Origin of the sequence: Stenotrophomonas sp. A3_2 (genome assembly GCF_036624925.1) — a bacterium.
Taxonomy (GTDB): domain Bacteria; phylum Pseudomonadota; class Gammaproteobacteria; order Xanthomonadales; family Xanthomonadaceae; genus Stenotrophomonas; species Stenotrophomonas hibiscicola.
In genome coordinates this window covers 1-17,738 of the sequence record NZ_JAZKVY010000333.1, presented here as the reverse complement: position 1 = coordinate 17,738, position 17,738 = coordinate 1, and the positions used below count along the sequence as shown (strand labels likewise).

Sequence of the window (17,738 nt, the reverse complement as noted above, 5' to 3'; positions counted from 1 at the left end):
GCCATCGCCTAGAATGGGCCCATGCCGCATACGCCCGACGCTCAACCGCATGCTTTGAAGGCCGACAGCTTCGGCCGGATCCTCCTTGTGAAAGGGCCCGATGGTCCCTTTGTGCGCCGTGATCTTGGTGCCACGCCGCTGTGGTTGCGGCTGCCTGCATGGTGGCTGGCCCGCCGCGAGGCCCGCGCGCTGCAGCACATTCACGGCATGGCCGATGTGCCGCAGCTGCTGGCCTGGAATGGCCATCACCTGGATCGCAGCTTCATGGCCGGCGACGCCATGTACCAGCGCCCACCGCGCGGCGACCTGGCCTGGTTCCGTTCCGCGCGCCGGCTGCTGCAGCAGCTGCATCGCAACGGCGTGGCCCACAACGACCTGGCCAAGGAGGCCAATTGGCTGGTCACTGAAGATGGACGGCCGGCGCTGATCGACTTCCAGCTGGCGGTGATCGGCAACCCGCGCTCGCGCTGGATGCGGCTGCTGGCGCGCGAAGACCTGCGCCACCTGCTCAAGCACAAGCGCATGTACTGCCGTGAATCGCTCACCCCGGTGGAGAAGCGCGTGCTCAAGCGCACCTCGTGGGTGCGCGAACTGTGGTTTGCTACCGGCAAGCCGGTCTACCGCTTCGTCACCCGCCGCATCCTGCATTGGGAAGACAACGAAGGGCAGGGGCCAAAGCCGTGAGCCGTGTGCAGGTGTTGACCAGCCCGCCGAGTGTGGGCAGCGTCTTGCACCCACAGCTGGCTGGTGCCGACTTCGTGCACGCCTGTCAGGCCACCACCCGGCGCGACGGGCGTACCGCACTGCAGGCCTACCGCGACATGGCGGCGACCATTCCCGGCTGGTTCGATGGGCTGATGGCGCTGCGCAACCACGGCATGCGCCTGCTGGGCATGAAGCATCTGGGTTCGTTGCGTGCAGTGCAGGTTGTTGAAGATCCTCAACCCGGCCAGCGGCTCGGCATCTTCACCCTGCAGTCGATGGATGACGATGCCATCGTGCTGGAAGACGACGACCGCCATCTTCGCGTGCAGCTGGCGCTGCAGTGGCAGGGCGACGTGCTGGAAGTGGCGACCGTGGTGCATACGCATAACGCCTTCGGGCGCACGTACATGCTGCCGGTTGCGCCGGTGCACCGGTTGATCGTGCCGCATCTGCTGAAGAAGCAGGCGCAGGCGTACCGGTAGATCCACGCCATGCGTGGATGTGGTTTGTGATCTGCGGGCTGCTCAACGGCTAAACGGCTCATTGCCCAGTGCCGCATGAATGTCGATTGCATCGGCAGCAGAAGACTCGCGATATCCAAACCAGGGACAATCCGCGAGAGAATGATCGAGGTGATGCATGTGGTATTGCGCGCACGCAATTTTCTATTACGAGAGCAAAGGGCAGGAATCGTTCCTGGTGCATGAGAACGTGTACCTGATCAGTGCCGACAACGATGAACACGCTCTTGAGAATGCAGAAGCACTTGCTTCCGGGTATGAGGATCTGACCGGCCGCCTGGTGGGTGAAGACGGTAGGGCGTATCTTTATCGTTTCGCCGGAATCCGCAAGCTGATATCAGTGGCGATTGATCAGGACTCTGCCGAGGGGCGCCTGCACTCTGGCGTGGAGGTCACGTACTCCGTCATGGCGGTGGACACGTTGGATCAGGTGAAGCAGCTTGCCCGTGGTGATGGCGTGGCAGTGCTGTACCAGGAATAGAAATGTAGAGCCGAGCCATGCTCGGCTGCATTCAATGAGCCGAGCAGGGCTCGGCTCTACAGAGGCCGGTGGCCTTACGGCGTTGCCGGCACCACCTGCTGGCCGATGAAGTTGCGCTTGGCGTCGAAGTCGTAGGCGATCTGCAACTGCCCGACATCCGGGCAGGCGTGGCAGTCGCGCAGCGGCGTGCGGTACAGCAGGCGGATGCCACCATTCTCCAACGGCGAGGCGCCGGCCGACTGCGCCGGTGCGAACGGCGTGGCTTGCGGGTTGGCCTTCAGCAGTTCCTGCACAGTGGGGTCGGCACGCAAGGTGTCGTCCAACTGCACGGCATCCACATCGATGCGCTTGCCGCTGGCATCGACCAGGCGGGTACCTTCATTGGTGTTGGCGCGGAACGGATACTCGACCGTGGCAATGCCCAGTCCTTCGTTCTCGTGCCACGCGGTCACATAGGCCAACTCACCGCCGGTGGACAACTGCTCGGCGGCGGTGATGGCCTCGGCACTGGCGCCACCGGCGCGCATCGCGTCGCGAAGGCAATCCCGGGTGGCCGCGTTCTCGCCCTGGCGGCAGGCGTTGAGGTCGCCATCCCAGACCACCGCCTCGCTCCAGCGCATCTTGCCGTCGGCGGCGGCCTTCTCCGCGCTGGGCGTGTCACCGGCGGGTGGCTCCTTGCCGGGTTCCGGCGAACGGCCCTGGCAGGCAGTCAGCAGGGCAAGCCCCAAGGCAGGCAGCAACAGGCGGGAACGGCGCATGGCGTGTACCTCGTGCGTTGTCTGGAGGCCCGAGTATCGTCAAGGGCGGGTGAACTCCGCGTCGGCGCGGCATACTAGCGGCTCATTGCATACGCTGGAGTGCGGAACGTGGGCAGTCTGCAGGGCAAAACGCTTTTCATCACCGGTGCCTCGCGTGGCATCGGCCTGGCCATCGCACTGCGCGCCGCGCGCGACGGGGCCAACGTGGCGATCGCGGCCAAGTCGTCGGTGCCGAATCCGAAGCTGCCGGGCACCATCCACACCGCCGCCGAAGCGGTGACGGCTGCAGGCGGGCAGGGCCTGGCGCTGAAGTGCGACATCCGGGAGGAAGAGCAGGTGCAGGCGGCGGTGGCGGCCACGGTCGACACCTTCGGTGGCATCGACATCCTGATCAACAACGCCAGCGCGATCTGGTTGCGCGGCACGCTGGATACGCCGATGAAGCGTTTCGACCTGATGCAGCAGGTCAATTCGCGCGGCAGCTTCCTGTGCACGCAGGCCTGCCTGCCGTACCTGCTGCAGGCGCCGAACCCGCACATCCTGACCCTGGCGCCGCCGCCGAGCCTGGAGCCGAAGTGGTGGGGCGCACATACCGGCTACACGCTGGCGAAGATGGGCATGAGCTTCGTCACCCTGGGCCTGGCCGCGGAATTCGGCCCGCAGGGCGTGGCGGTGAATGCGCTGTGGCCGCGCACCGTCATCGCCACCGATGCGATCAACATGATTCCGGGCGTGGATGCGGCTGGCTGCCGCACGCCGCAGATCATGGCCGATGCTGCGCACGCGGTGCTGGTGCGCGAGGCGGCGGGTTTCCACGGCCAGTTCCTGATCGACGATGACGTGCTGGCGCAGGCGGGTATCACCGATCTGTCCGGCTATGCGGTGGATCCATCGCGTCCGTTGTTGCCGGATCTGTTCCTGGAGTGATCGCGCGTCGCCGGCAGAGGCCGAGGGCTGCGACCTTCGGCCTGCTGCGTTAGAATGCGCGGCTGTAATCGTTTTCAACAAGGACGTGAACCCATGTCACGCACTCTTTCCGTCGCGGCGCTGGCCGCTTCGCTGTCGATTGTCCTGGCTGCCTGCGGCAGCAAGGCGCCTGCAACCACTGGCGACGCCGGCCCTTCCAGCACGCCCGACGCCAGCGCGGCGCCGTCCGACGCACAGCAGCAATTGACCGCCAAGCTCAACGCCTACATCGGCTGCTTCAACACGCTTGATTCGAAGACCCACGGCAGCATCGAGTCCTATACGCGCTGGATCAAGGACGTCGAGGCCGGCCCGACCGGGCGCGAGACCCAGGTGTACGGTCCGTTCGAGATCAGCGACTACGACATGAAGCAGTGCGATGGCCCCGTGACCGAGGCGATGGCTGCCAAGCCGGCGCTGGCCGAGCTCGATGCCGCTGCTGGCCATTACCAGCAGGCGCTGAAGGCATTGGTGCCGATCAGCAAGGAGGCGCACGACTACTACGATCGCCAGGACTACGAAGATGACCGGTTCGCCAAGGGCAAGCAGCTGCATGCGCCCTTGATGGCCGCCTTCAAGGAGTTCGTGGCTGCCAGCGCAACGTTCAACGCCGAGCTGGAGCGCCAGAACGACGCCGCCCAGCGCGAGCAGCTCAAGGCGCTGGAACAGGCCGAGGGGCGCACGCGCGAGTACTACCGTCTGGCGATGATGCTGGAAGCCAAGGCCATCATGGATCTGATGAGCGAGGACGATTTCGACCAAGCCAAGGCGCGCGAGCGTCTGGATGCGTTCAACCGCATTTCCGACGAAGCGCATGCGAAGGTGGCTGATCAGGAGCCGGGCAAGCTGGACTGGAACAGCTTCGAGCGTGAGGCCGAGAACTTCCGGCGCGAAGGCAAGGAGCGGCTGAAGCGCGTCAGCGAGAACACGCCCTATACCGATTTCGAACGGCGCATGCTGGATTCGCCCTCGATGGCGCCGAGCGGCTCTGCCAGCAAGCTGATGCAGGAGTACAACTCGCTGGTTTTCCAGAGCAACCGCCAGTAAGCGAGAAGCTCAACGCGCTATTTTTGTCGCGATCGAGCAGGTTGATCGCGACATGACACGCCCCGCAGCCCCGAATGCCAGCACCTTCCCGAGGTGCTGGAGCGCGCGCTCGCGCCATGCAGGACGATGGCTGCAGTTTTCACTGGTGCAAGGAACTGATTTGAACGCATCCACACGCCTGATTCCCGTTCTCCTGCTCGGCGCGCTGGCCGGCTGCAACAGCCCGGCGGGGCTGGCGGTCGCCGACCCCGGGCTGGAGAAGGTGAACGCCTACATCGAGTGCTACAACGGCGTCGAACAGCCCATCCACGAAGGCTTCCAGACTTACACGGGCTGGATGAAGGACCCCAAGGCGGGGCCGACCGGCAAGGAAGCGCAGCCGCGCTCACCGGGCAAGCTGTTGTCGCACCGCGTCGAGTACTGCGGCCAGCCGCTGACCGAGGCGCTGGCAAAGACCCCTGCCACGCCGCTGGATGCACCCGCGCGACAGTACCAGCAGGCATTCCAGGCACTGAACACCCTGATCGAGCGTGCCGATGGGTACTTCACCCGCGAGGACTATCGTCGCGATGGTGGCGATGGGATGCGCAGCCAGCATGCCCCGCTGATGCAGGCCTATGCTGATTTCTTCAAAGCCAGCGAAGCGATGGATGCGGCGCTGGAAAAGAACGAGAACGATCGCCGCGCCGCCCAGCTGAAGCAGATCGAGGAAAGCGAAGGCCGCTCGCTGGCCTATTACCACCTGCGCCTTGTCGGCGATGGCAAGCAGCTGGCGATGGCGTTCCAGAGCGACGCACCGGACGTTGCGGCGTTGCGCGGCCAGCTGGCCGACTATCAGGCGCTGGTGACGGAAATCCAGAACAGTGGTGTCGGCAAGGACGACCCGATGTGGGGCCATGTGCAGCGTTCGGCCGACAAGCTGGTGCGTACCGCTGGTCGCGGTGTCGAGCGTCTGGAGCAGGGCAAGCCGATCACCGCCGATGCGTTGGCCGCCGAGCGCAAGGCGTCGGGCAGCTGGCTCACCACCGATCCTGAAGGGGCACAGTCGACGATCCTGGACGCCTACAACGACCTAGTGACCACCAGCAACCGCATGCGCTGAGGGCGATCCACACAGGGCGTGGACCCGTCCACGGCGGCACCGGGCCATGCCCGGCGCGCACCCTGCGGGGTTGGCAGTGCCGGCCGCTGGCCGGCATGTGCCTCAATGGCTGAATGCGTCCGGCAGTTCACCGCCGCACTTGCGGCAGTGCCGCGCATCCGGTTCATGCCCCTCCAGCCCGCAATGCGGGCAGCCGCGGGCATCACGGCGCGCGGCCAGTTCGGCCTCGCGCATGGTGCTGGCCAGTTCGGCGGTGTAGATGCCGGTGGGCACGGCGATGATGCTGTAGCCGATCAGGATCAGCACCGAGGTGACGAAGCGGCCGAGCACGGTCTGCGGCACGATGTCACCGAAGCCGACCGTGGCCATGGTCACCACCGCCCAGTACATGCTGGCCGGGATGTTGGTGAAGCCGTGTTCGGGGCCCTCGATCACGTACATCAGCGCACCGGCGATGATGGTGATGGTGATCACCGTGAACAGGAACACCAGCACCTTGCGCCGGCTGCGCCACAGTGACGTCATCAGGACGCCGCTTTCCTCGATGTAGCGGGTCAGCTTGAGGATGCGGAACACCCGCAGGATGCGCAGCGCGCGCACCACCAGCAGGCTCTGCGCACCCGGGATGAACATCGACAGGTAGGCGGGCAGGATCGACAGCAGGTCGATGATGCCCCAGATGCTCACCGCGTAACGCAGCGGGCGCCTGACAACCGCCAGGCGCAGCAGGTACTCGGCGGTGAAGATGATCGTGAAGCCCCATTCCAGGATGTACAGGCCGGTGGACCATTCGGCATGCAGGTGCTGCACGCTGTCGATCATCACCACCAGGATGCTGGCGACGATCGCCACCACCAGGATCAGGTCGAAATTGCGCGAAGGGCGGGTGTCATGGCGGTAGATGATGTCGAACCACCGACGGCGCCAGCCGGTCTCGGTGGCGGGGTTGAGCTGGGGGGCGGAAAACGGTCGCATGGGCGCATTGTGCCGCAGGGGTTCCGGCGCGAGAATGGGCGTTCCTGAACCCTGCCGACTGCCATGACCGCCGCGACCGATCCGCTGATTTCCCTTTCGCACTACTACCTGCCGGTCTACAAGCCCCGCCAGGTGGTACTGGAGCGCGGCCAGGGCGCCCGCGTGTGGGACAGCCAGGGCCGTGAGTTCATCGATCTGGCCGCCGGCATCGCCGTGTGTGGCCTCGGCCACAACGATCCGGACCTGGTGGCCGCGCTGGTCGAGCAGGCCGGCAAGCTCTGGCACACCAGCAACGTGTTCTACAGCGCGCCGCCGCTGCACCTGGCCGAGGAGCTGGTCAAGGCCAGCCGCTTCGCCGAGCGCGTGTTCCTGTGCAATTCCGGCGCCGAAGCCAACGAAGTGGCGATCAAGATGGTCCGCAAGTGGGCCTCCAGCCAGGGGCGCCCGGCCGACAAGCGGGTGATCATCACCTTCCGCGGCAGCTTCCACGGTCGCACCCTTGGCGCGGTGACCGCTACTGCCCAGCCGAAGTACCAGGAAGGCTACGAGCCGCTGCCCGGTGGCTTCCGCTACATCGATTTCAACGATGAGGTGCAGCTGGAAACCGCGATGGCCGCCGGTGACGTGGCGGCGGTGATGCTGGAGCCGATCCAGGGCGAGGGCGGTGTGATGCCGGCCAAGTCCGGCTTCCTCAAGCGCGTGCGCGAACTGTGCGACCAGCACAACGCATTGCTGGTGCTGGACGAGATCCAGGCCGGCATGGGCCGCACCGGCACGCTGTTCGCGCACTGGCAGGACGAGGTGGTGCCGGACATGGTCACCCTGGCCAAGGCACTCGGTGGCGGCTTCCCGATCGGTGCGATGCTGGCCGGCCCGAAGGTGGCCGAAACCATGCAGTTCGGTGCGCACGGCACCACCTTCGGTGGCAACCCTCTGGCCGCTGCGGTCGCACGCGTTGCGCTGCGCAAGCTGGCCTCGGCGGAGATCGCCGCCAATGTCAGCCGCCAGTCGAAGGCGCTGCGCGATGGCTTTGCGCGCATCAACGAAGAATTCGGCGTGTTCAGCGACGTGCGTGGCCGCGGCCTGATGCTGGGCGCGGTGCTGGGCAAGGACTTCGCCGGCCAGGCCGGGGCGATCCTCGACCATGCCGCCGAGCAGGGCCTGCTGACCCTGCAGGCCGGCCCGGACGTGCTGCGCTTCGTGCCGTCGTTGAACATCACCGACGAAGAAGTGGCCGAAGGCCTGAAGCGCCTGCGCGCGGCGATTGCCGCGTTCATCGCCGCGCGCTGAGGCCGGCAGTAATAGCTGTAGAGCCGAGCCCATGCTCGGCTGCTGTTCCTGCGATGAGCCGAGCATGGGCTAGGCTCATCAGTGGTTCACGCAATCCGATAGCGCTTCAACACCTTGCCCAATCCCCGGCCATCGCGCACGGTTTCCGCGTGCAGGCCGGCAGCGCGCGCGCCACGCACATTGGCGAACAGGTCATCGACGAACAGCGCGCGCGAAGGCGCCACGCCCAGCGCTTCCAGCGTGCGCAGAAACACCGCCGGCGCAGGTTTGCGCAGGCCGAACTCCGCACTGCAGAACACGCGGCCCTGCAGCGCAGGGAACAGTTCCGGTAGCAGGGTGGGCAATGCCTGCTGCATCAGTGCGCCGTTGTTGGTCAGCACCGCGATTGGCAGTTGCAGGGCCTGCAATCGTTGCAACACGGCCGCCTGAGGATGGCTGGCGGCCCGTCGCGCCGCGGTCCATGCAGCCACATCGACAGTCGTGCCCAGAAGCTCTCCCAGCTGCGCCAGATAGGCCGGGCCATCAAGCGTGCCATTGTCATGCGCTGCTTCCAGTCCGCTGTCATACAGCGCGGCCTGCACGGCGTGCGTCGGAACATCCAGCGCCTGCGCCAGATACAGCACGCGCTGCGCGCGCTGGTACTGCACCAGCACGCCATCCACATCCAGCAGCAACAGGTCGATCCGCATCGGCCGAGCATGCCATTGCGATGAGTGCGCGGGAAACCCTGGAGCTGCCATGCGACAGACGGTCGCAGCCGGGCGGGCATAGGCCTGCCTAGAATGGCGCTCGAATCCGCAGGAGATGCAACGATGAAGGCTTGGGTGGTGGCAGTGGGACTGGGCGCGCTGATGCTGGCGCCGTCGGCGATGGCGCGGGTGTGTGCGGTGAGCATCGACAGCACCGACCAGATGAGCTTCAGCAGCCGCGAGATCAAGGTCGCCGCCGACTGCACCGCCGTAGACCTGACCCTGCGCCACACCGGCAAGCTGGCCGCTACCGCGATGGGCCACAACTGGGTGCTGACCCGCACTGCCGATTACCAGCCGGTGGCGATGGCGGGCATGCGCATGACGCTGGCCGACAGCTACCTGCCGAAGGCCGACAAGCGCGTGCTGGCGCACACCAAGGTGATTGGCGGTGGTGAGACCACGCGTGTGCGTTTCTCTACCCAGGGCCTGCAGAAGGGCGGTGACTACACCTTCTTCTGCTCGTTCCCCGGCCACTTCGCGATGATGAAGGGCAAATTCGTCTTCGGTTGAAAAAAGGGGACGGAGGGGATTAAGTCGTTTGTGCACAAACGACTTAATCCCCTCCGTCCCCTTTTTTGCGATCAGCCCTTGGCGGCCTTGAACGCCACGCGTGCTGCGGCCAGCGTCGCCTCGATCACGGCATCGTCGTGGGCGCTGGACAGGAAGCCGGCCTCGTACGCCGACGGGGCCAGGAACACGCCCTGCTCCAGCATCGCGTGGAAGAAGCGGTTGAACGCCGGGATGTCACAGGCGGTGGCCTGCGCATAGGTCTCCACCTTCTCGCTGGTGAAGAACAGCCCGAACATCGCACCCACGCAGGTGGTGGTCACGGCCACACCGGCGTCGGCGGCGGCCGCTTCCAGACCCGCACACAGGCGTGCGGTGCGCTCGGCCAGGTCGGCGTGGAAACCCGGCTGCTGGATCAGCTCCAGCATCGCCAGGCCAGCGGCCATTGCCACCGGATTGCCGCTCAGCGTACCGGCCTGGTAGATCGGGCCGGCCGGGGCGATCTGCTGCATCAGCTCGCGACGACCGCCGTAGGCGCCCACCGGCATGCCGCCGCCGATGATCTTGCCGAAGGTGGTCAGGTCCGGGGTGATGCCGTAGTGCGCCTGCGCACCGCCGAGGGCGACGCGGAAGCCCGTCATCACTTCGTCGAAGATCAGCAGCGCGCCATGTTTCGTGCACAGCGCACGCAGGTGTTGCAGGTAGCCCTCGCGCGGCGGGATGCAGTTGGCGTTGCCGACCACCGGTTCGATGATCAGGCCGGCGATGTCGCCACCCTGCTGTTCGAACAGGGCGGTGGCCGCTTCGAAGTCGTTGTAGGGCAGGGTCAGGGTCAGTTCGCTCAGCCCGGCTGGGACGCCCGGCGAGGTCGGCACGCCCAAGGTCAGCATGCCGCTGCCGGCCTTGACCAGGAACGAGTCGCCGTGGCCGTGGTAGCAGCCTTCGAACTTGACGATGCGGTTGCGGCCGGTGGCGCCACGCGCCAGGCGGATCGCCGACAGCGTGGCCTCGGTGCCGGAGTTGACCATGCGCACCATCTCGCACGATGGCACCAGGCGGGTGATGGTTTCGGCCATGGTGACTTCGGCCGCGCACGGCGCACCGAAGGACAGGCCATTGTCGATCGCCTTCTTCACCGCCTGGCGCACGGCCGGGTGGTTGTGGCCGACGATCATCGGGCCCCAGGAACCGACGTAGTCGATGTAGCGGTTGCCGTCGACGTCGTACAGGTAGGCGCCATCGGCGCGTTCGACGAAGAACGGCTCGCCGCCGACCGACTTGAACGCGCGCACCGGCGAATTGACGCCGCCCGGCAGCAGCTGCTGGGCGCGGGAGAACAGGGCGTGGGACTGGTCGTGGTTCATGGGGCTTTCCTGGGCGTTACGCGAACTGGGCGAGGAAGGCGCGCTGGGTCGCGACCGGGTCCTGCGCGGCGTAAATGCCGCTGACCACGGCCACCAGGTCGGCGCCGGCGTCGATGATGGGACCGACATTGTCCGGCGTCAGCCCGCCGATCGCCACCCGTGGCACGCCCAGTGCGGCGCTCTGCCGCAGCAGGTCGGTATCCGCGCGGCTGGTGGTGACCTTGGTAGTGGTAGGGAAGAACGCGCCGAAGGCCACGTAGCTGGCACCGGCGGCCACGGCCTTCTCGGCATTGGCCAGCTGGTCGTAGCAGGAAGCGCCGATGATGGCCTCGGCGCCGAGCAGCGCACGCGCGCTTGGGATGTCACCGTCGGTGCCGCCCAGGTGCACGCCAGCCGCGCCCACCGCCTTCGCCAGCGCCGGGTCGTCGTTGATGATCAGCGGTACGCCGTAGTGTGCGCACAGCGCCTGCAGCGCGATTGCCTGCTCCTGCCGGAGTGCGTCGCTGGCGGTCTTGTTGCGGTACTGCAGCCAGGTGGCGCCAGCGGCCAGCAGCGGCGCGGCACGGGCCAGCAGGCGCGCGGTATCGGGCTCGTCCGGGGTGATCAGGTAGACGCCGCGGGGCGCCGGGGAAGCAGAAGTCATCGATGGCTACCGGTGAGTGGACCGCGATGGGACAATGGCGGCCCGTGAATCCAGCCGTGATTATCCGATGAGCGATGCCACCCCCACCACCTTGCGCACCTGGATGTGCGTGGTCTGCGGCTTCCTGTACAGCGAAGCGGAGGGTCTGCCGGAAGAGGGCATCGCGCCGGGCACGCGCTGGGAGGACATTCCCGAGACCTGGACCTGCCCCGATTGCGGGGTGACCAAGGCCGATTTCGAGATGGTCGAAGTCGATTGACTGGAGGGCCACCCGGCCCATCCGGTGGGTGTGGACCGTTGGTCCACACACCGGCGCCCTCAATGCAGCCGCGGCATCGGCCCGCCGAGGTCGATCAGCTTCTCGCGCAGCCACTGCGCATCGCTGGCCTCGGGATTGCGCTTCAGGTACTGCCCCAGGTCATGGCGGGCACCGGCCAGATATTCCAGCTGCAGATAGGCCAGGCCGCGGTCACGCAGCGCATCGTCCTGCTCCGGGGCGAGCTTCAGCAGGCGGTCGGCACTGCGCGCGGCGCGATCCCATTCGCCGGCCTCGGCATACACGCCGTGCAGGTTGCGCAGCATGCGCATCAGGATCGCGCGCGCCGGCGCCGGGTCGAGAATCTGCGCCAGCACCTGGTCGTCGGGCATCTGCCCGCCCAGGTGTGACTTGGCGCGTTCGCGCAGTTCGTCCACGTCCAGCGGGCGACCACCATTGAACGGGTCCATCACCAGCACGCCGTCGTCCACCGGCAGGCGCACCAGGAAGTGGCCGGGGAAGGACACGCCGTCGAGCGGGATCCCCAGCCGTCGCGACACTTCCATCTGCACCAGCGCCAGCGAGATCGGGTTGCCCAGCCGCCGCTCGAACACCTGGTTGAGATAGCTGTTGCGCGGATCGTAGTACTTGTCGTGGTCGCCGCTGTAGCCCAGCTCGTCGAACAGGTGGCGGTTGATCGCCGCCATCTTCAATGGACTGTTGTCGATGCTCTCCACTTCCGAGCGGAGGTGGTCGACGTGGCTCTGGATCAACGCGTCGTAGGTCGACGGCTGCAGATCGGGGTATTCATCGCGCGCGATCAGCAGCGCGGTCGGCAACAGTGGCAGCGCCTCGTCTTCGAGGTCGGCCAGTGCATCCCAGTCGGGGAGTGTGATCCGGTCCTGCATGGCCACAGACTGGCGTCATTCGCAGGCGGTTTCAAGCGGTGTCGCGTGAAAAATCCGGGGTCAGATCCCTTTCGCGAGCGAATGGGATCTGGCCCCTGCAGGGTTGCTGGCCAGCGGCCGGCACTACTGCGCGTGCCGGGCGCAGCCCGGCCGCACCTTACTTTTCGATGCCCGGGCCGAATTTCAGCTCCGTACCGTCCTTCAACTGCAGCTTCTCGGCCTGGCCGGCGTTGAGCTCCAGCACGTAACGTGCCGGGCCACCGCTGGGGTAGGGCGGGCACATGTCGCCGGCCGAGCACGGCGGCACATCACGCTGCTGGCTGACCAGCCTGCGCTGGCTGTCGAAGTACAGGATGTCCAGCGCGATCCTGGTGTTCTTCATCCAGTACGCCTGCATTTCCTCGCGGTCGTGGATGAACAGCATGCCGTGGTCGGCCGCCATCTGGTCGCGGAACATCAACCCGCGCGCGCGGGTTTCATCGTTGGTGGCCAGCTCGACCTGGTAGCGGGCGCCATCCAGTTCGACCCAGTGGCGGGCCGCGTCGGTGGCGCAGCCAGCCAGGGCCAGCAGCGGGAGCATCAGCAGCGAACGCAACAGCGACATCGTCAGGATCCTTCGAAAGGGTCAGAGCACGACCGGCGGCTCGCCGCCGACGATCACCACATCGGCGCGGCGGCGCGCGAACAGGCCCACGCAGACCACGCCCGGCAGTTGGTTGAGCTCGCGCTCCAGCTTTTCCGGATCGGTGATCTGCAGGTTGTGGATGTCCAGGATCTGGTTGCCATTGTCGGTCACCACGCCTTCGCGCCAGGTCGGCTGGCCGCCGGTCATGTCGCGGATCTGGCGGGCGACCAGGCTGCGCGCCATCGGGATCACTTCCACCGGCAGCGGGAATTTGCCGAGCACCGGCACCTGCTTGCTCGGGTCGACGATGCAGATGAAGCGCTCGCTGGCCTCGGCGATGATCTTCTCGCGGGTCAGTGCGGCGCCGCCGCCCTTGATCAGGCACTTGTTCGGATCGCACTCATCGGCGCCGTCCACGTACAGCGACAGGTTGCCGCTGTGGTTCAGCTCGATCACTTCGATGCCGTGCTGCTTCAGGCGCGCGGTGCTCTGCTCGGAGCTGGACACGGCGCCCTTGATGCGGTGCTGGATGCGGGCCAGGGCATCGATGAAATAGGCCACGGTGGAACCGGTGCCGACACCGACGATCATGCCGTCTTCAACGTACTCGATGGCTTTCTCGGCGGCCAGGCGCTTGGCTTCGGACATGGGAGAACTCTCAGGCAGGGAATCAGGATTTCTTTTCCAGCGACAGCAGCAGCTTCCACTGCGCGGCGGTCACCGGGAACACCGACAGGCGGTTGCCCTTGGCAACCAGCGGGAAGCCTTCACCGAGCTCTTCGGCGTGCAGCTTGATCTCGTCCAGCGCGATCACCTGCTTGAGCTTGCGGTCGAAGGCCACGTCCACCAGCATCCAGCGCGGGTTCTCGCGCGTGCTCTTGGGGTCGTGGTAGTCGGATTTCGGATCGAACTGGGTGTCGTCCGGATAGGCCGTGCTGGCCACCGTGGCCAGGCCGACGATGCCCGGCACCTTGGTATTGGAGTGGTAGAACAGGATGCCGTCGCCCACCTGCATGCCATCGCGCATGAAGTTGCGCGCCTGGTAATTGCGCACCCCGTTCCAGGGTTCGACCTTGACCTTGGCCAGGTCATCGATGGAGAAGGCGTCCGGTTCGGACTTCATCAGCCAGTAGCGCTTGCGGGCGGTCATGCGTTCACGGGGGCAGCGGAGGGGAACAGGGTGCCGTCTTCGGTGCAGATCGCATCCACGGGCACGTCCCACGACGCCACCGGCAAGGACTCGACCTGCTGCACCGCGAACGCAGCACCGACCAGCCAGGGCGGCGCCGGCCGGTCGTGGCGGAAGGCGAAGCTGCGATCATACCAGCCGCCCCCCATGCCCAGCCGCCGGCACTGCGTGTCGAAACCCACCAGCGGGGCCACCACCAGCGCCATCTGTGCTGGTTCCAGGGTGTCTTCCAGCGCCACGTCCGGCTCGGGAATGCCGTAACGGTTGCTGGTCAGCGGCTGCCCCGGCCGCCACGGCGCGAAGCGCAGCACGTCACCGGCCAGCACCGGCAGGCAATAGGTCAGTCCTTCGGGCAACTGCAACTGCCAGCGGTGCAGGGCGATTTCGCCATCCAGCGCCCAGTAGCCGGCCACGGCGCCTTCGCGCGGGGCAAACGGCAGGGCGAGCAGGGCATCGGCCAGCGATTCGGCGGCGGCGATGCGCGCAGCTGCGGAGAGTTCACGGCGGCGTTGCCGCAGGTCGTGGCGCAGGGCCTGGCGCGGGTCGGTCATGGCAGCGTGCGGCAAGGATCAGCCGTCATTGTGCCGGAAAGAACAAGGGCGACGCCCGAAGACGCCGCCCTTGCTGGAATATTGCATTCTCCGCAATGTCGATGCATGCGAAACGACCTTGAACCCGGGGGCTCAAGTGGGAACGCTGGAGAACCATCGGGCTTCCCGCTACAAGGCGGACCTGCACTCCCGGCGCTGTCGCGCTCCCGGTGTCGTTCTTAAGGGACAAGGCGAATGTTTGCACATGCCGTCGAGTACCGCAGAGAACGCGTGGTCATTATAGCCAGCGCGCCGGATCTGGATAGGCCGTTCGTCGGCAACAGTACGTGCCAATTCAGATATGAGAAGACGCGTTGTGCACGGTCTTCAGGTGCCGCCGTCGATGGCGCGGTCCAGCCGCCGGTTCAGGTCCGCCAGCGTCTGCTGCAGGGCCACGGCCTGGCGGGCGTTCTCGTCGCGCAGCAGCTGCAGTTCGTGGGCCAAGTTCAGCGCGGCCAGCACGGCGACACGGTCTACGGCGGCCATGCGGTTGCTGCCGCGGATCTCGCGCATGCGCGCATCGAGCAGGCGCGCAGCCGCCATCAGGCTGTCGCGTTCGTCGGCGCCGACGCCCACGGTGTATTCACGATCGAGGATGCGGACGCTGACCGGTTCGGCGCTCATGTGTGCTGCTCCAGGGATTTGAGCCGGCTGATCATCGCTTCCACCCGCGAGCGCGCCTGCTCGTTCTTGGCCAGCAGCGTCGAGCGCTCGGCCACCAGCTGTTCCTGCTGGTGGCGCAGGCTGCGGTTCTCCTCGGCCAGGCGCTGGTTGCGTTCAAGCAACGCTTCCACGCGGGCGGCGAAGTCCTGCAGCTGGGCAAGGGGGTCGGCGGGTTCCATGCAGGCACGATAGGCAAGCCGGGCAAGGGCGGTCAAGCGCTGTCGCAGCAAGGCCGGAGGGCTACCGGGAGGATGCCGCCGGGTTGCTACACTACGGGGTCTCACGGGCGCGCGCGTGCGCGCTCCGGGTTTCCTTTCCGAACGAGCCGCACGATGACCGAACTTCCCTCCGTCGACGACGTTACCCGCGCCAGCCAGGAGCTGGGCCTGGGCGCCACCGCTGCCGAGCTGCATGGTGCGCTGTGTGGCTGGCTGGCCGCCGGCGGTGCCCCCGGCAACGACTGGCCGGCGCGCGTGCTGGCCGACGACAACCTGCCGCCGGTGGCCGCCGACAGCGTGCTGGGGCAGCTGCTGCAGGCCACCATCAAGCAGCTGGAAGACCGTGACTTCGCCTTCGAGCTGTTGCTGGCTGACACCGACGAGGTGTCCGCACAGGCCGATGCCATGTTCAGCTGGACCCGTTCCTTCCTGGGTGGTTTCGGCCTGGGCAGCGGCGGCCGTCGCCCGGCCCTGTCCGAAGAGGGTGAAGAAGCGCTGACCGACATGGCCAGCCTGGCACGCGCCTCCAGCGAGGATTTCGAGGCCGGCGGCGATGATGACGACGAAGCGCTGTCGGAGATCGAGGAATTCATCCGCGTGGCGGTGCTGCTGCTGCACGGCGACGTGGTGCTGGCCTCGCGCCACCGCCAGCGCCTGAACTGATGGACATCAAGCAGCGCACCGGCATTGCGGCCGGCGAATACAAGCGTCGTCGCCGCCAGCTGATGGACATGGCCGGCGAGGACGCGATCCTGGTGCTGCCAGCCGCGGCCGAAAAGGTGCGCAGCCTCGATACCCATTACCCGTTCCGGCAGGATTCGGATTTCCAGTACCTGAGCGGCTTCCCGGAGCCGGAAGCGGTGCTGGTGCTGATTCCGGGCCGACGCCACGGCGAGGCCATCCTGTTCTGCCGCGAGCGCGATGCCGAGCGCGAAGCCTGGGATGGCAGCCGCGCCGGCCAGGAAGGCGCGGTGGCCCAGTACGGCATGGACGATGCCTACCCGATCGACGATCTGGACGACATCCTGCCGGGCCTGCTGGAAGGGCGCTCGCGCGTGTATTACCACTTCGGCCGCGACGCCGACTTCGACCTGAAGCTGATCGGCTGGGTCAACCGCGTGCGTTCGCAGGTACGCCACGGTGCGCAGCCGCCACATGAGTTCCTGGAGCTGGGCCACCTGCTGCACGAGCAGCGTCTGTTCAAGTCCGGCGCCGAAGTGGCACTGATGCACCACGCCGCACAGATCAGCGTGCGTGCGCATCTGGCGGCGATGAAGGCCGCCAGGGCCGGCATCCACGAGTACGAACTGCAGGCCGAGCTGGAACGCGTGTTCCGCGCCAACGATGCGGTGCCCGCGTACTGCAGCATCGTCGGCGCCGGCCGCAATGCTTGCATCCTGCATTACCGCGACAACAACGCGCGGTCGCGCGATGGCGAGTTGGTACTGATCGATGCCGGTGCCGAGTACCGCGGCTACGCCAGCGACATCACCCGCACCTTCCCGGTGAACGGCCGCTTCAGTGCCGAGCAGCGCGCGCTGCACGACCTGGTCGGCGAGGCGCAGGCGGCGGCGCTGGCCCAAGCCAGGCCGGGCGTGCCCTACGAGGCCGGCCATCTGGCCGCAGTGCAGACCTTGACCGAGGGCCTGCTGCGGCTGGGCCTGCTGAAGGGCACGCTGGAAAAGAACCTGTCCGAGGGCCTGTACCAGCGCTTCTACCGGCACAAGACCGGGCACTGGATCGGCATGGACGTGCACGACGTGGGCGACTACCGCTTGGCCGGTGACTCGCGTCTGCTGGAGCCGGGCATGGCGTTCACCATCGAGCCTGGGTTGTACATCGGCGTGGATGACACGGCGGTGGAGCCGCGCTGGCGCGGTATCGGTATCCGCACCGAGGATGACGTGCTGATCACCGACGATGGCCATCGCGTGCTGACCGAAGGCCTGGCGCGCAGCGCCGACGAGATCGAAGCGGTGATGGCGGGGTAAGGGGTGTCCTGGGGGGGGGGGGGGCCGCCCCCCCCCCGGGGGGGGGGGGGGGGGGGGGGGTGGGGGGGGGCCCCCCGCGGCCGCCCACTCGGGGGGGGGCCGGGCCGCACCCCCGGCAGGACACCCCTTACCCCGCCATCACCGCTTCGATCTCGTCGGCGCTGCGCGCCAGGCCTTCGGTCAGCAC

Annotated in this window: 23 protein-coding genes and 1 other RNA gene; 11 read left to right on the top strand and 13 right to left on the bottom strand. The window is 66.8% G+C overall.

Annotated features, from left to right (window positions below):
• Positions 1 to 21 precede the first annotated feature (21 nt).
• From R5H29_RS15900 to R5H29_RS15890, 3 genes are all read left to right on the top strand, one after another.
• A complete protein-coding gene (locus R5H29_RS15900; RefSeq protein WP_308305427.1) occupies positions 22 to 684 on the top strand; it encodes a serine/threonine-protein kinase in 663 nt (220 codons plus the stop codon).
• Positions 681 to 1,187 carry a DUF2867 domain-containing protein gene (locus R5H29_RS15895; RefSeq protein WP_332329438.1) on the top strand — a complete coding sequence of 169 codons (507 nt, stop codon included), beginning with the start codon at positions 681 to 683 and terminating at the stop codon, positions 1,185 to 1,187. The genes R5H29_RS15900 and R5H29_RS15895 overlap by 4 nt, the downstream gene beginning before the upstream one ends.
• A gap of 157 nt (positions 1,188 to 1,344) precedes the next feature.
• Positions 1,345 to 1,707 carry a DUF4288 domain-containing protein gene (locus tag R5H29_RS15890; protein ID WP_155030066.1) on the top strand — a complete coding sequence of 121 codons (363 nt, stop codon included), beginning with the start codon at positions 1,345 to 1,347 and terminating at the stop codon, positions 1,705 to 1,707.
• A gap of 74 nt (positions 1,708 to 1,781) precedes the next feature.
• On the opposite strand, the gene R5H29_RS15885 is transcribed toward R5H29_RS15890, so the two are convergent.
• Positions 1,782 to 2,465 (bottom strand): hypothetical protein, encoded by a 684-nt coding sequence (locus R5H29_RS15885; RefSeq protein ID WP_021203633.1) that lies wholly within the window; start codon positions 2,463 to 2,465, stop codon positions 1,782 to 1,784.
• 108 nt (positions 2,466 to 2,573) lie between these two features.
• Between R5H29_RS15885 and R5H29_RS15880 the strand changes: the two genes are divergently transcribed.
• The 3 genes from R5H29_RS15880 to R5H29_RS15870 all read left to right on the top strand — a co-directional run bounded on the left by R5H29_RS15880 (position 2,574) and on the right by R5H29_RS15870 (position 5,580).
• Entirely contained in the window at positions 2,574 to 3,392 is an 819-nt protein-coding gene (locus R5H29_RS15880) for an NAD(P)-dependent oxidoreductase (RefSeq protein WP_332329437.1), read from the top strand.
• Positions 3,393 to 3,485: 93 nt separating this feature from the next.
• Positions 3,486 to 4,478, top strand: coding sequence for a YiiG family protein (locus R5H29_RS15875; RefSeq protein WP_019338775.1), 993 nt, complete (start codon positions 3,486 to 3,488; stop codon positions 4,476 to 4,478).
• Positions 4,479 to 4,638: 160 nt separating this feature from the next.
• The gene (locus R5H29_RS15870; RefSeq protein ID WP_155030064.1) at positions 4,639 to 5,580 is read left to right on the top strand and encodes a YiiG family protein; all 942 of its coding nucleotides are present in this window, start codon (positions 4,639 to 4,641) and stop codon (positions 5,578 to 5,580) included.
• 102 nt (positions 5,581 to 5,682) lie between these two features.
• Here the strand turns inward: R5H29_RS15870 and R5H29_RS15865 are convergent, their stop codons facing one another.
• A complete protein-coding gene (locus R5H29_RS15865) occupies positions 5,683 to 6,555 on the bottom strand; it encodes an ion transporter (RefSeq protein WP_021203637.1) in 873 nt (290 codons plus the stop codon).
• Positions 6,556 to 6,618: 63 nt separating this feature from the next.
• On the opposite strand from R5H29_RS15865, the gene R5H29_RS15860 reads away from it, so the two are divergent.
• On the top strand, positions 6,619 to 7,845 hold the full coding sequence (locus R5H29_RS15860) for an acetylornithine transaminase (RefSeq protein WP_134731315.1): 1,227 nt from the start codon (positions 6,619 to 6,621) through the stop codon (positions 7,843 to 7,845).
• 86 nt (positions 7,846 to 7,931) lie between these two features.
• Here R5H29_RS15860 and R5H29_RS15855 read toward each other — a convergent pair whose 3' ends face one another.
• Entirely contained in the window at positions 7,932 to 8,534 is a 603-nt protein-coding gene (locus R5H29_RS15855; protein WP_019662005.1) for an HAD-IA family hydrolase, read from the bottom strand.
• A 123-nt stretch (positions 8,535 to 8,657) separates the two neighbouring features.
• On the opposite strand from R5H29_RS15855, the gene azu reads away from it, so the two are divergent.
• Positions 8,658 to 9,107 carry an azurin gene (azu, locus tag R5H29_RS15850; protein WP_021203640.1) on the top strand — a complete coding sequence of 150 codons (450 nt, stop codon included), beginning with the start codon at positions 8,658 to 8,660 and terminating at the stop codon, positions 9,105 to 9,107.
• A gap of 71 nt (positions 9,108 to 9,178) precedes the next feature.
• Here azu and hemL read toward each other — a convergent pair whose 3' ends face one another.
• Positions 9,179 to 10,468: a glutamate-1-semialdehyde 2,1-aminomutase gene (hemL, locus tag R5H29_RS15845; RefSeq protein ID WP_019662003.1), complete on the bottom strand. Its 1,290-nt coding sequence runs from the start codon at positions 10,466 to 10,468 to the stop codon at positions 9,179 to 9,181.
• A gap of 16 nt (positions 10,469 to 10,484) precedes the next feature.
• Entirely contained in the window at positions 10,485 to 11,111 is a 627-nt protein-coding gene (gene thiE / locus R5H29_RS15840) for a thiamine phosphate synthase (protein ID WP_332329436.1), read from the bottom strand.
• 34 nt (positions 11,112 to 11,145) lie between these two features.
• On the opposite strand from thiE, the gene R5H29_RS15835 reads away from it, so the two are divergent.
• On the top strand, positions 11,146 to 11,370 hold the full coding sequence (locus R5H29_RS15835) for a rubredoxin (protein WP_021204573.1): 225 nt from the start codon (positions 11,146 to 11,148) through the stop codon (positions 11,368 to 11,370).
• Positions 11,371 to 11,429: 59 nt separating this feature from the next.
• Here R5H29_RS15835 and R5H29_RS15830 read toward each other — a convergent pair whose 3' ends face one another.
• The 8 genes from R5H29_RS15830 to R5H29_RS15795 form a co-directional block, all read right to left on the bottom strand.
• Entirely contained in the window at positions 11,430 to 12,275 is an 846-nt protein-coding gene (locus R5H29_RS15830; RefSeq protein WP_019662001.1) for a SirB1 family protein, read from the bottom strand.
• Between the two features lie 157 nt (positions 12,276 to 12,432).
• Positions 12,433 to 12,879, bottom strand: a complete 447-nt coding sequence (locus R5H29_RS15825; protein ID WP_014648292.1) for a DUF192 domain-containing protein — start codon at positions 12,877 to 12,879, stop codon at positions 12,433 to 12,435.
• A 21-nt stretch (positions 12,880 to 12,900) separates the two neighbouring features.
• On the bottom strand, positions 12,901 to 13,548 hold the full coding sequence (gene rpiA, locus R5H29_RS15820; RefSeq protein WP_005419003.1) for a ribose-5-phosphate isomerase RpiA: 648 nt from the start codon (positions 13,546 to 13,548) through the stop codon (positions 12,901 to 12,903).
• Between the two features lie 22 nt (positions 13,549 to 13,570).
• On the bottom strand, positions 13,571 to 14,050 hold the full coding sequence (locus R5H29_RS15815; RefSeq protein ID WP_005410901.1) for an EVE domain-containing protein: 480 nt from the start codon (positions 14,048 to 14,050) through the stop codon (positions 13,571 to 13,573).
• Positions 14,047 to 14,640: a 5-formyltetrahydrofolate cyclo-ligase gene (locus R5H29_RS15810; protein ID WP_021204571.1), complete on the bottom strand. Its 594-nt coding sequence runs from the start codon at positions 14,638 to 14,640 to the stop codon at positions 14,047 to 14,049. Before R5H29_RS15810 ends, R5H29_RS15815 begins: the two co-directional genes overlap by 4 nt.
• Positions 14,641 to 14,723: 83 nt before the next feature.
• Positions 14,724 to 14,909, bottom strand: a non-coding RNA gene (ssrS, locus tag R5H29_RS15805) — 6S RNA.
• Positions 14,910 to 15,006: 97 nt separating this feature from the next.
• A complete protein-coding gene (locus R5H29_RS15800) occupies positions 15,007 to 15,303 on the bottom strand; it encodes a cell division protein ZapA (protein WP_019661999.1) in 297 nt (98 codons plus the stop codon).
• Positions 15,300 to 15,521 carry a TIGR02449 family protein gene (locus tag R5H29_RS15795; protein WP_005410898.1) on the bottom strand — a complete coding sequence of 74 codons (222 nt, stop codon included), beginning with the start codon at positions 15,519 to 15,521 and terminating at the stop codon, positions 15,300 to 15,302. The genes R5H29_RS15800 and R5H29_RS15795 overlap by 4 nt, the downstream gene beginning before the upstream one ends.
• A 153-nt stretch (positions 15,522 to 15,674) precedes the next feature.
• On the opposite strand from R5H29_RS15795, the gene R5H29_RS15790 reads away from it, so the two are divergent.
• On the top strand, positions 15,675 to 16,223 hold the full coding sequence (locus R5H29_RS15790; RefSeq protein ID WP_019661998.1) for a UPF0149 family protein: 549 nt from the start codon (positions 15,675 to 15,677) through the stop codon (positions 16,221 to 16,223).
• A 5-nt stretch (positions 16,224 to 16,228) separates the two neighbouring features.
• Positions 16,229 to 17,551, top strand: coding sequence for an aminopeptidase P N-terminal domain-containing protein (locus R5H29_RS15785; RefSeq protein WP_332329459.1), 1,323 nt, complete (start codon positions 16,229 to 16,231; stop codon positions 17,549 to 17,551).
• Positions 17,552 to 17,738: the final 187 nt, after the last annotated feature.

Bases quoted from the DNA above. Each gene is read 5' to 3' on its own strand.
- R5H29_RS15860 (WP_134731315.1), top strand. From the start codon at position 6,619: ATGACCGCCGCGACCGATCCGCTGATTTCCCTTTCGCACTACTACCTG.
- R5H29_RS15865 (WP_021203637.1), bottom strand. From the start codon at position 6,555: ATGCGACCGTTTTCCGCCCCCCAGCTCAACCCCGCCACCGAGACCGGC.
- rpiA (WP_005419003.1), bottom strand. From the start codon at position 13,548: ATGTCCGAAGCCAAGCGCCTGGCCGCCGAGAAAGCCATCGAGTACGTT.
- azu (WP_021203640.1), top strand. From the start codon at position 8,658: ATGAAGGCTTGGGTGGTGGCAGTGGGACTGGGCGCGCTGATGCTGGCG.
- R5H29_RS15825 (WP_014648292.1), bottom strand. From the start codon at position 12,879: ATGTCGCTGTTGCGTTCGCTGCTGATGCTCCCGCTGCTGGCCCTGGCT.
- R5H29_RS15795 (WP_005410898.1), bottom strand. From the start codon at position 15,521: ATGGAACCCGCCGACCCCCTTGCCCAGCTGCAGGACTTCGCCGCCCGC.
- R5H29_RS15890 (WP_155030066.1), top strand. From the start codon at position 1,345: ATGTGGTATTGCGCGCACGCAATTTTCTATTACGAGAGCAAAGGGCAG.
- R5H29_RS15900 (WP_308305427.1), top strand. From the start codon at position 22: ATGCCGCATACGCCCGACGCTCAACCGCATGCTTTGAAGGCCGACAGC.
- R5H29_RS15810 (WP_021204571.1), bottom strand. From the start codon at position 14,640: ATGACCGACCCGCGCCAGGCCCTGCGCCACGACCTGCGGCAACGCCGC.
- R5H29_RS15875 (WP_019338775.1), top strand. From the start codon at position 3,486: ATGTCACGCACTCTTTCCGTCGCGGCGCTGGCCGCTTCGCTGTCGATT.
- R5H29_RS15835 (WP_021204573.1), top strand. From the start codon at position 11,146: ATGGCGGCCCGTGAATCCAGCCGTGATTATCCGATGAGCGATGCCACC.
- hemL (WP_019662003.1), bottom strand. From the start codon at position 10,468: ATGAACCACGACCAGTCCCACGCCCTGTTCTCCCGCGCCCAGCAGCTG.
- R5H29_RS15855 (WP_019662005.1), bottom strand. From the start codon at position 8,534: ATGCGGATCGACCTGTTGCTGCTGGATGTGGATGGCGTGCTGGTGCAG.
- R5H29_RS15815 (WP_005410901.1), bottom strand. From the start codon at position 14,050: ATGACCGCCCGCAAGCGCTACTGGCTGATGAAGTCCGAACCGGACGCC.
- R5H29_RS15885 (WP_021203633.1), bottom strand. From the start codon at position 2,465: ATGCGCCGTTCCCGCCTGTTGCTGCCTGCCTTGGGGCTTGCCCTGCTG.
- R5H29_RS15790 (WP_019661998.1), top strand. From the start codon at position 15,675: ATGACCGAACTTCCCTCCGTCGACGACGTTACCCGCGCCAGCCAGGAG.
- R5H29_RS15830 (WP_019662001.1), bottom strand. From the start codon at position 12,275: ATGCAGGACCGGATCACACTCCCCGACTGGGATGCACTGGCCGACCTC.
- R5H29_RS15800 (WP_019661999.1), bottom strand. From the start codon at position 15,303: ATGAGCGCCGAACCGGTCAGCGTCCGCATCCTCGATCGTGAATACACC.
- thiE (WP_332329436.1), bottom strand. From the start codon at position 11,111: ATGACTTCTGCTTCCCCGGCGCCCCGCGGCGTCTACCTGATCACCCCG.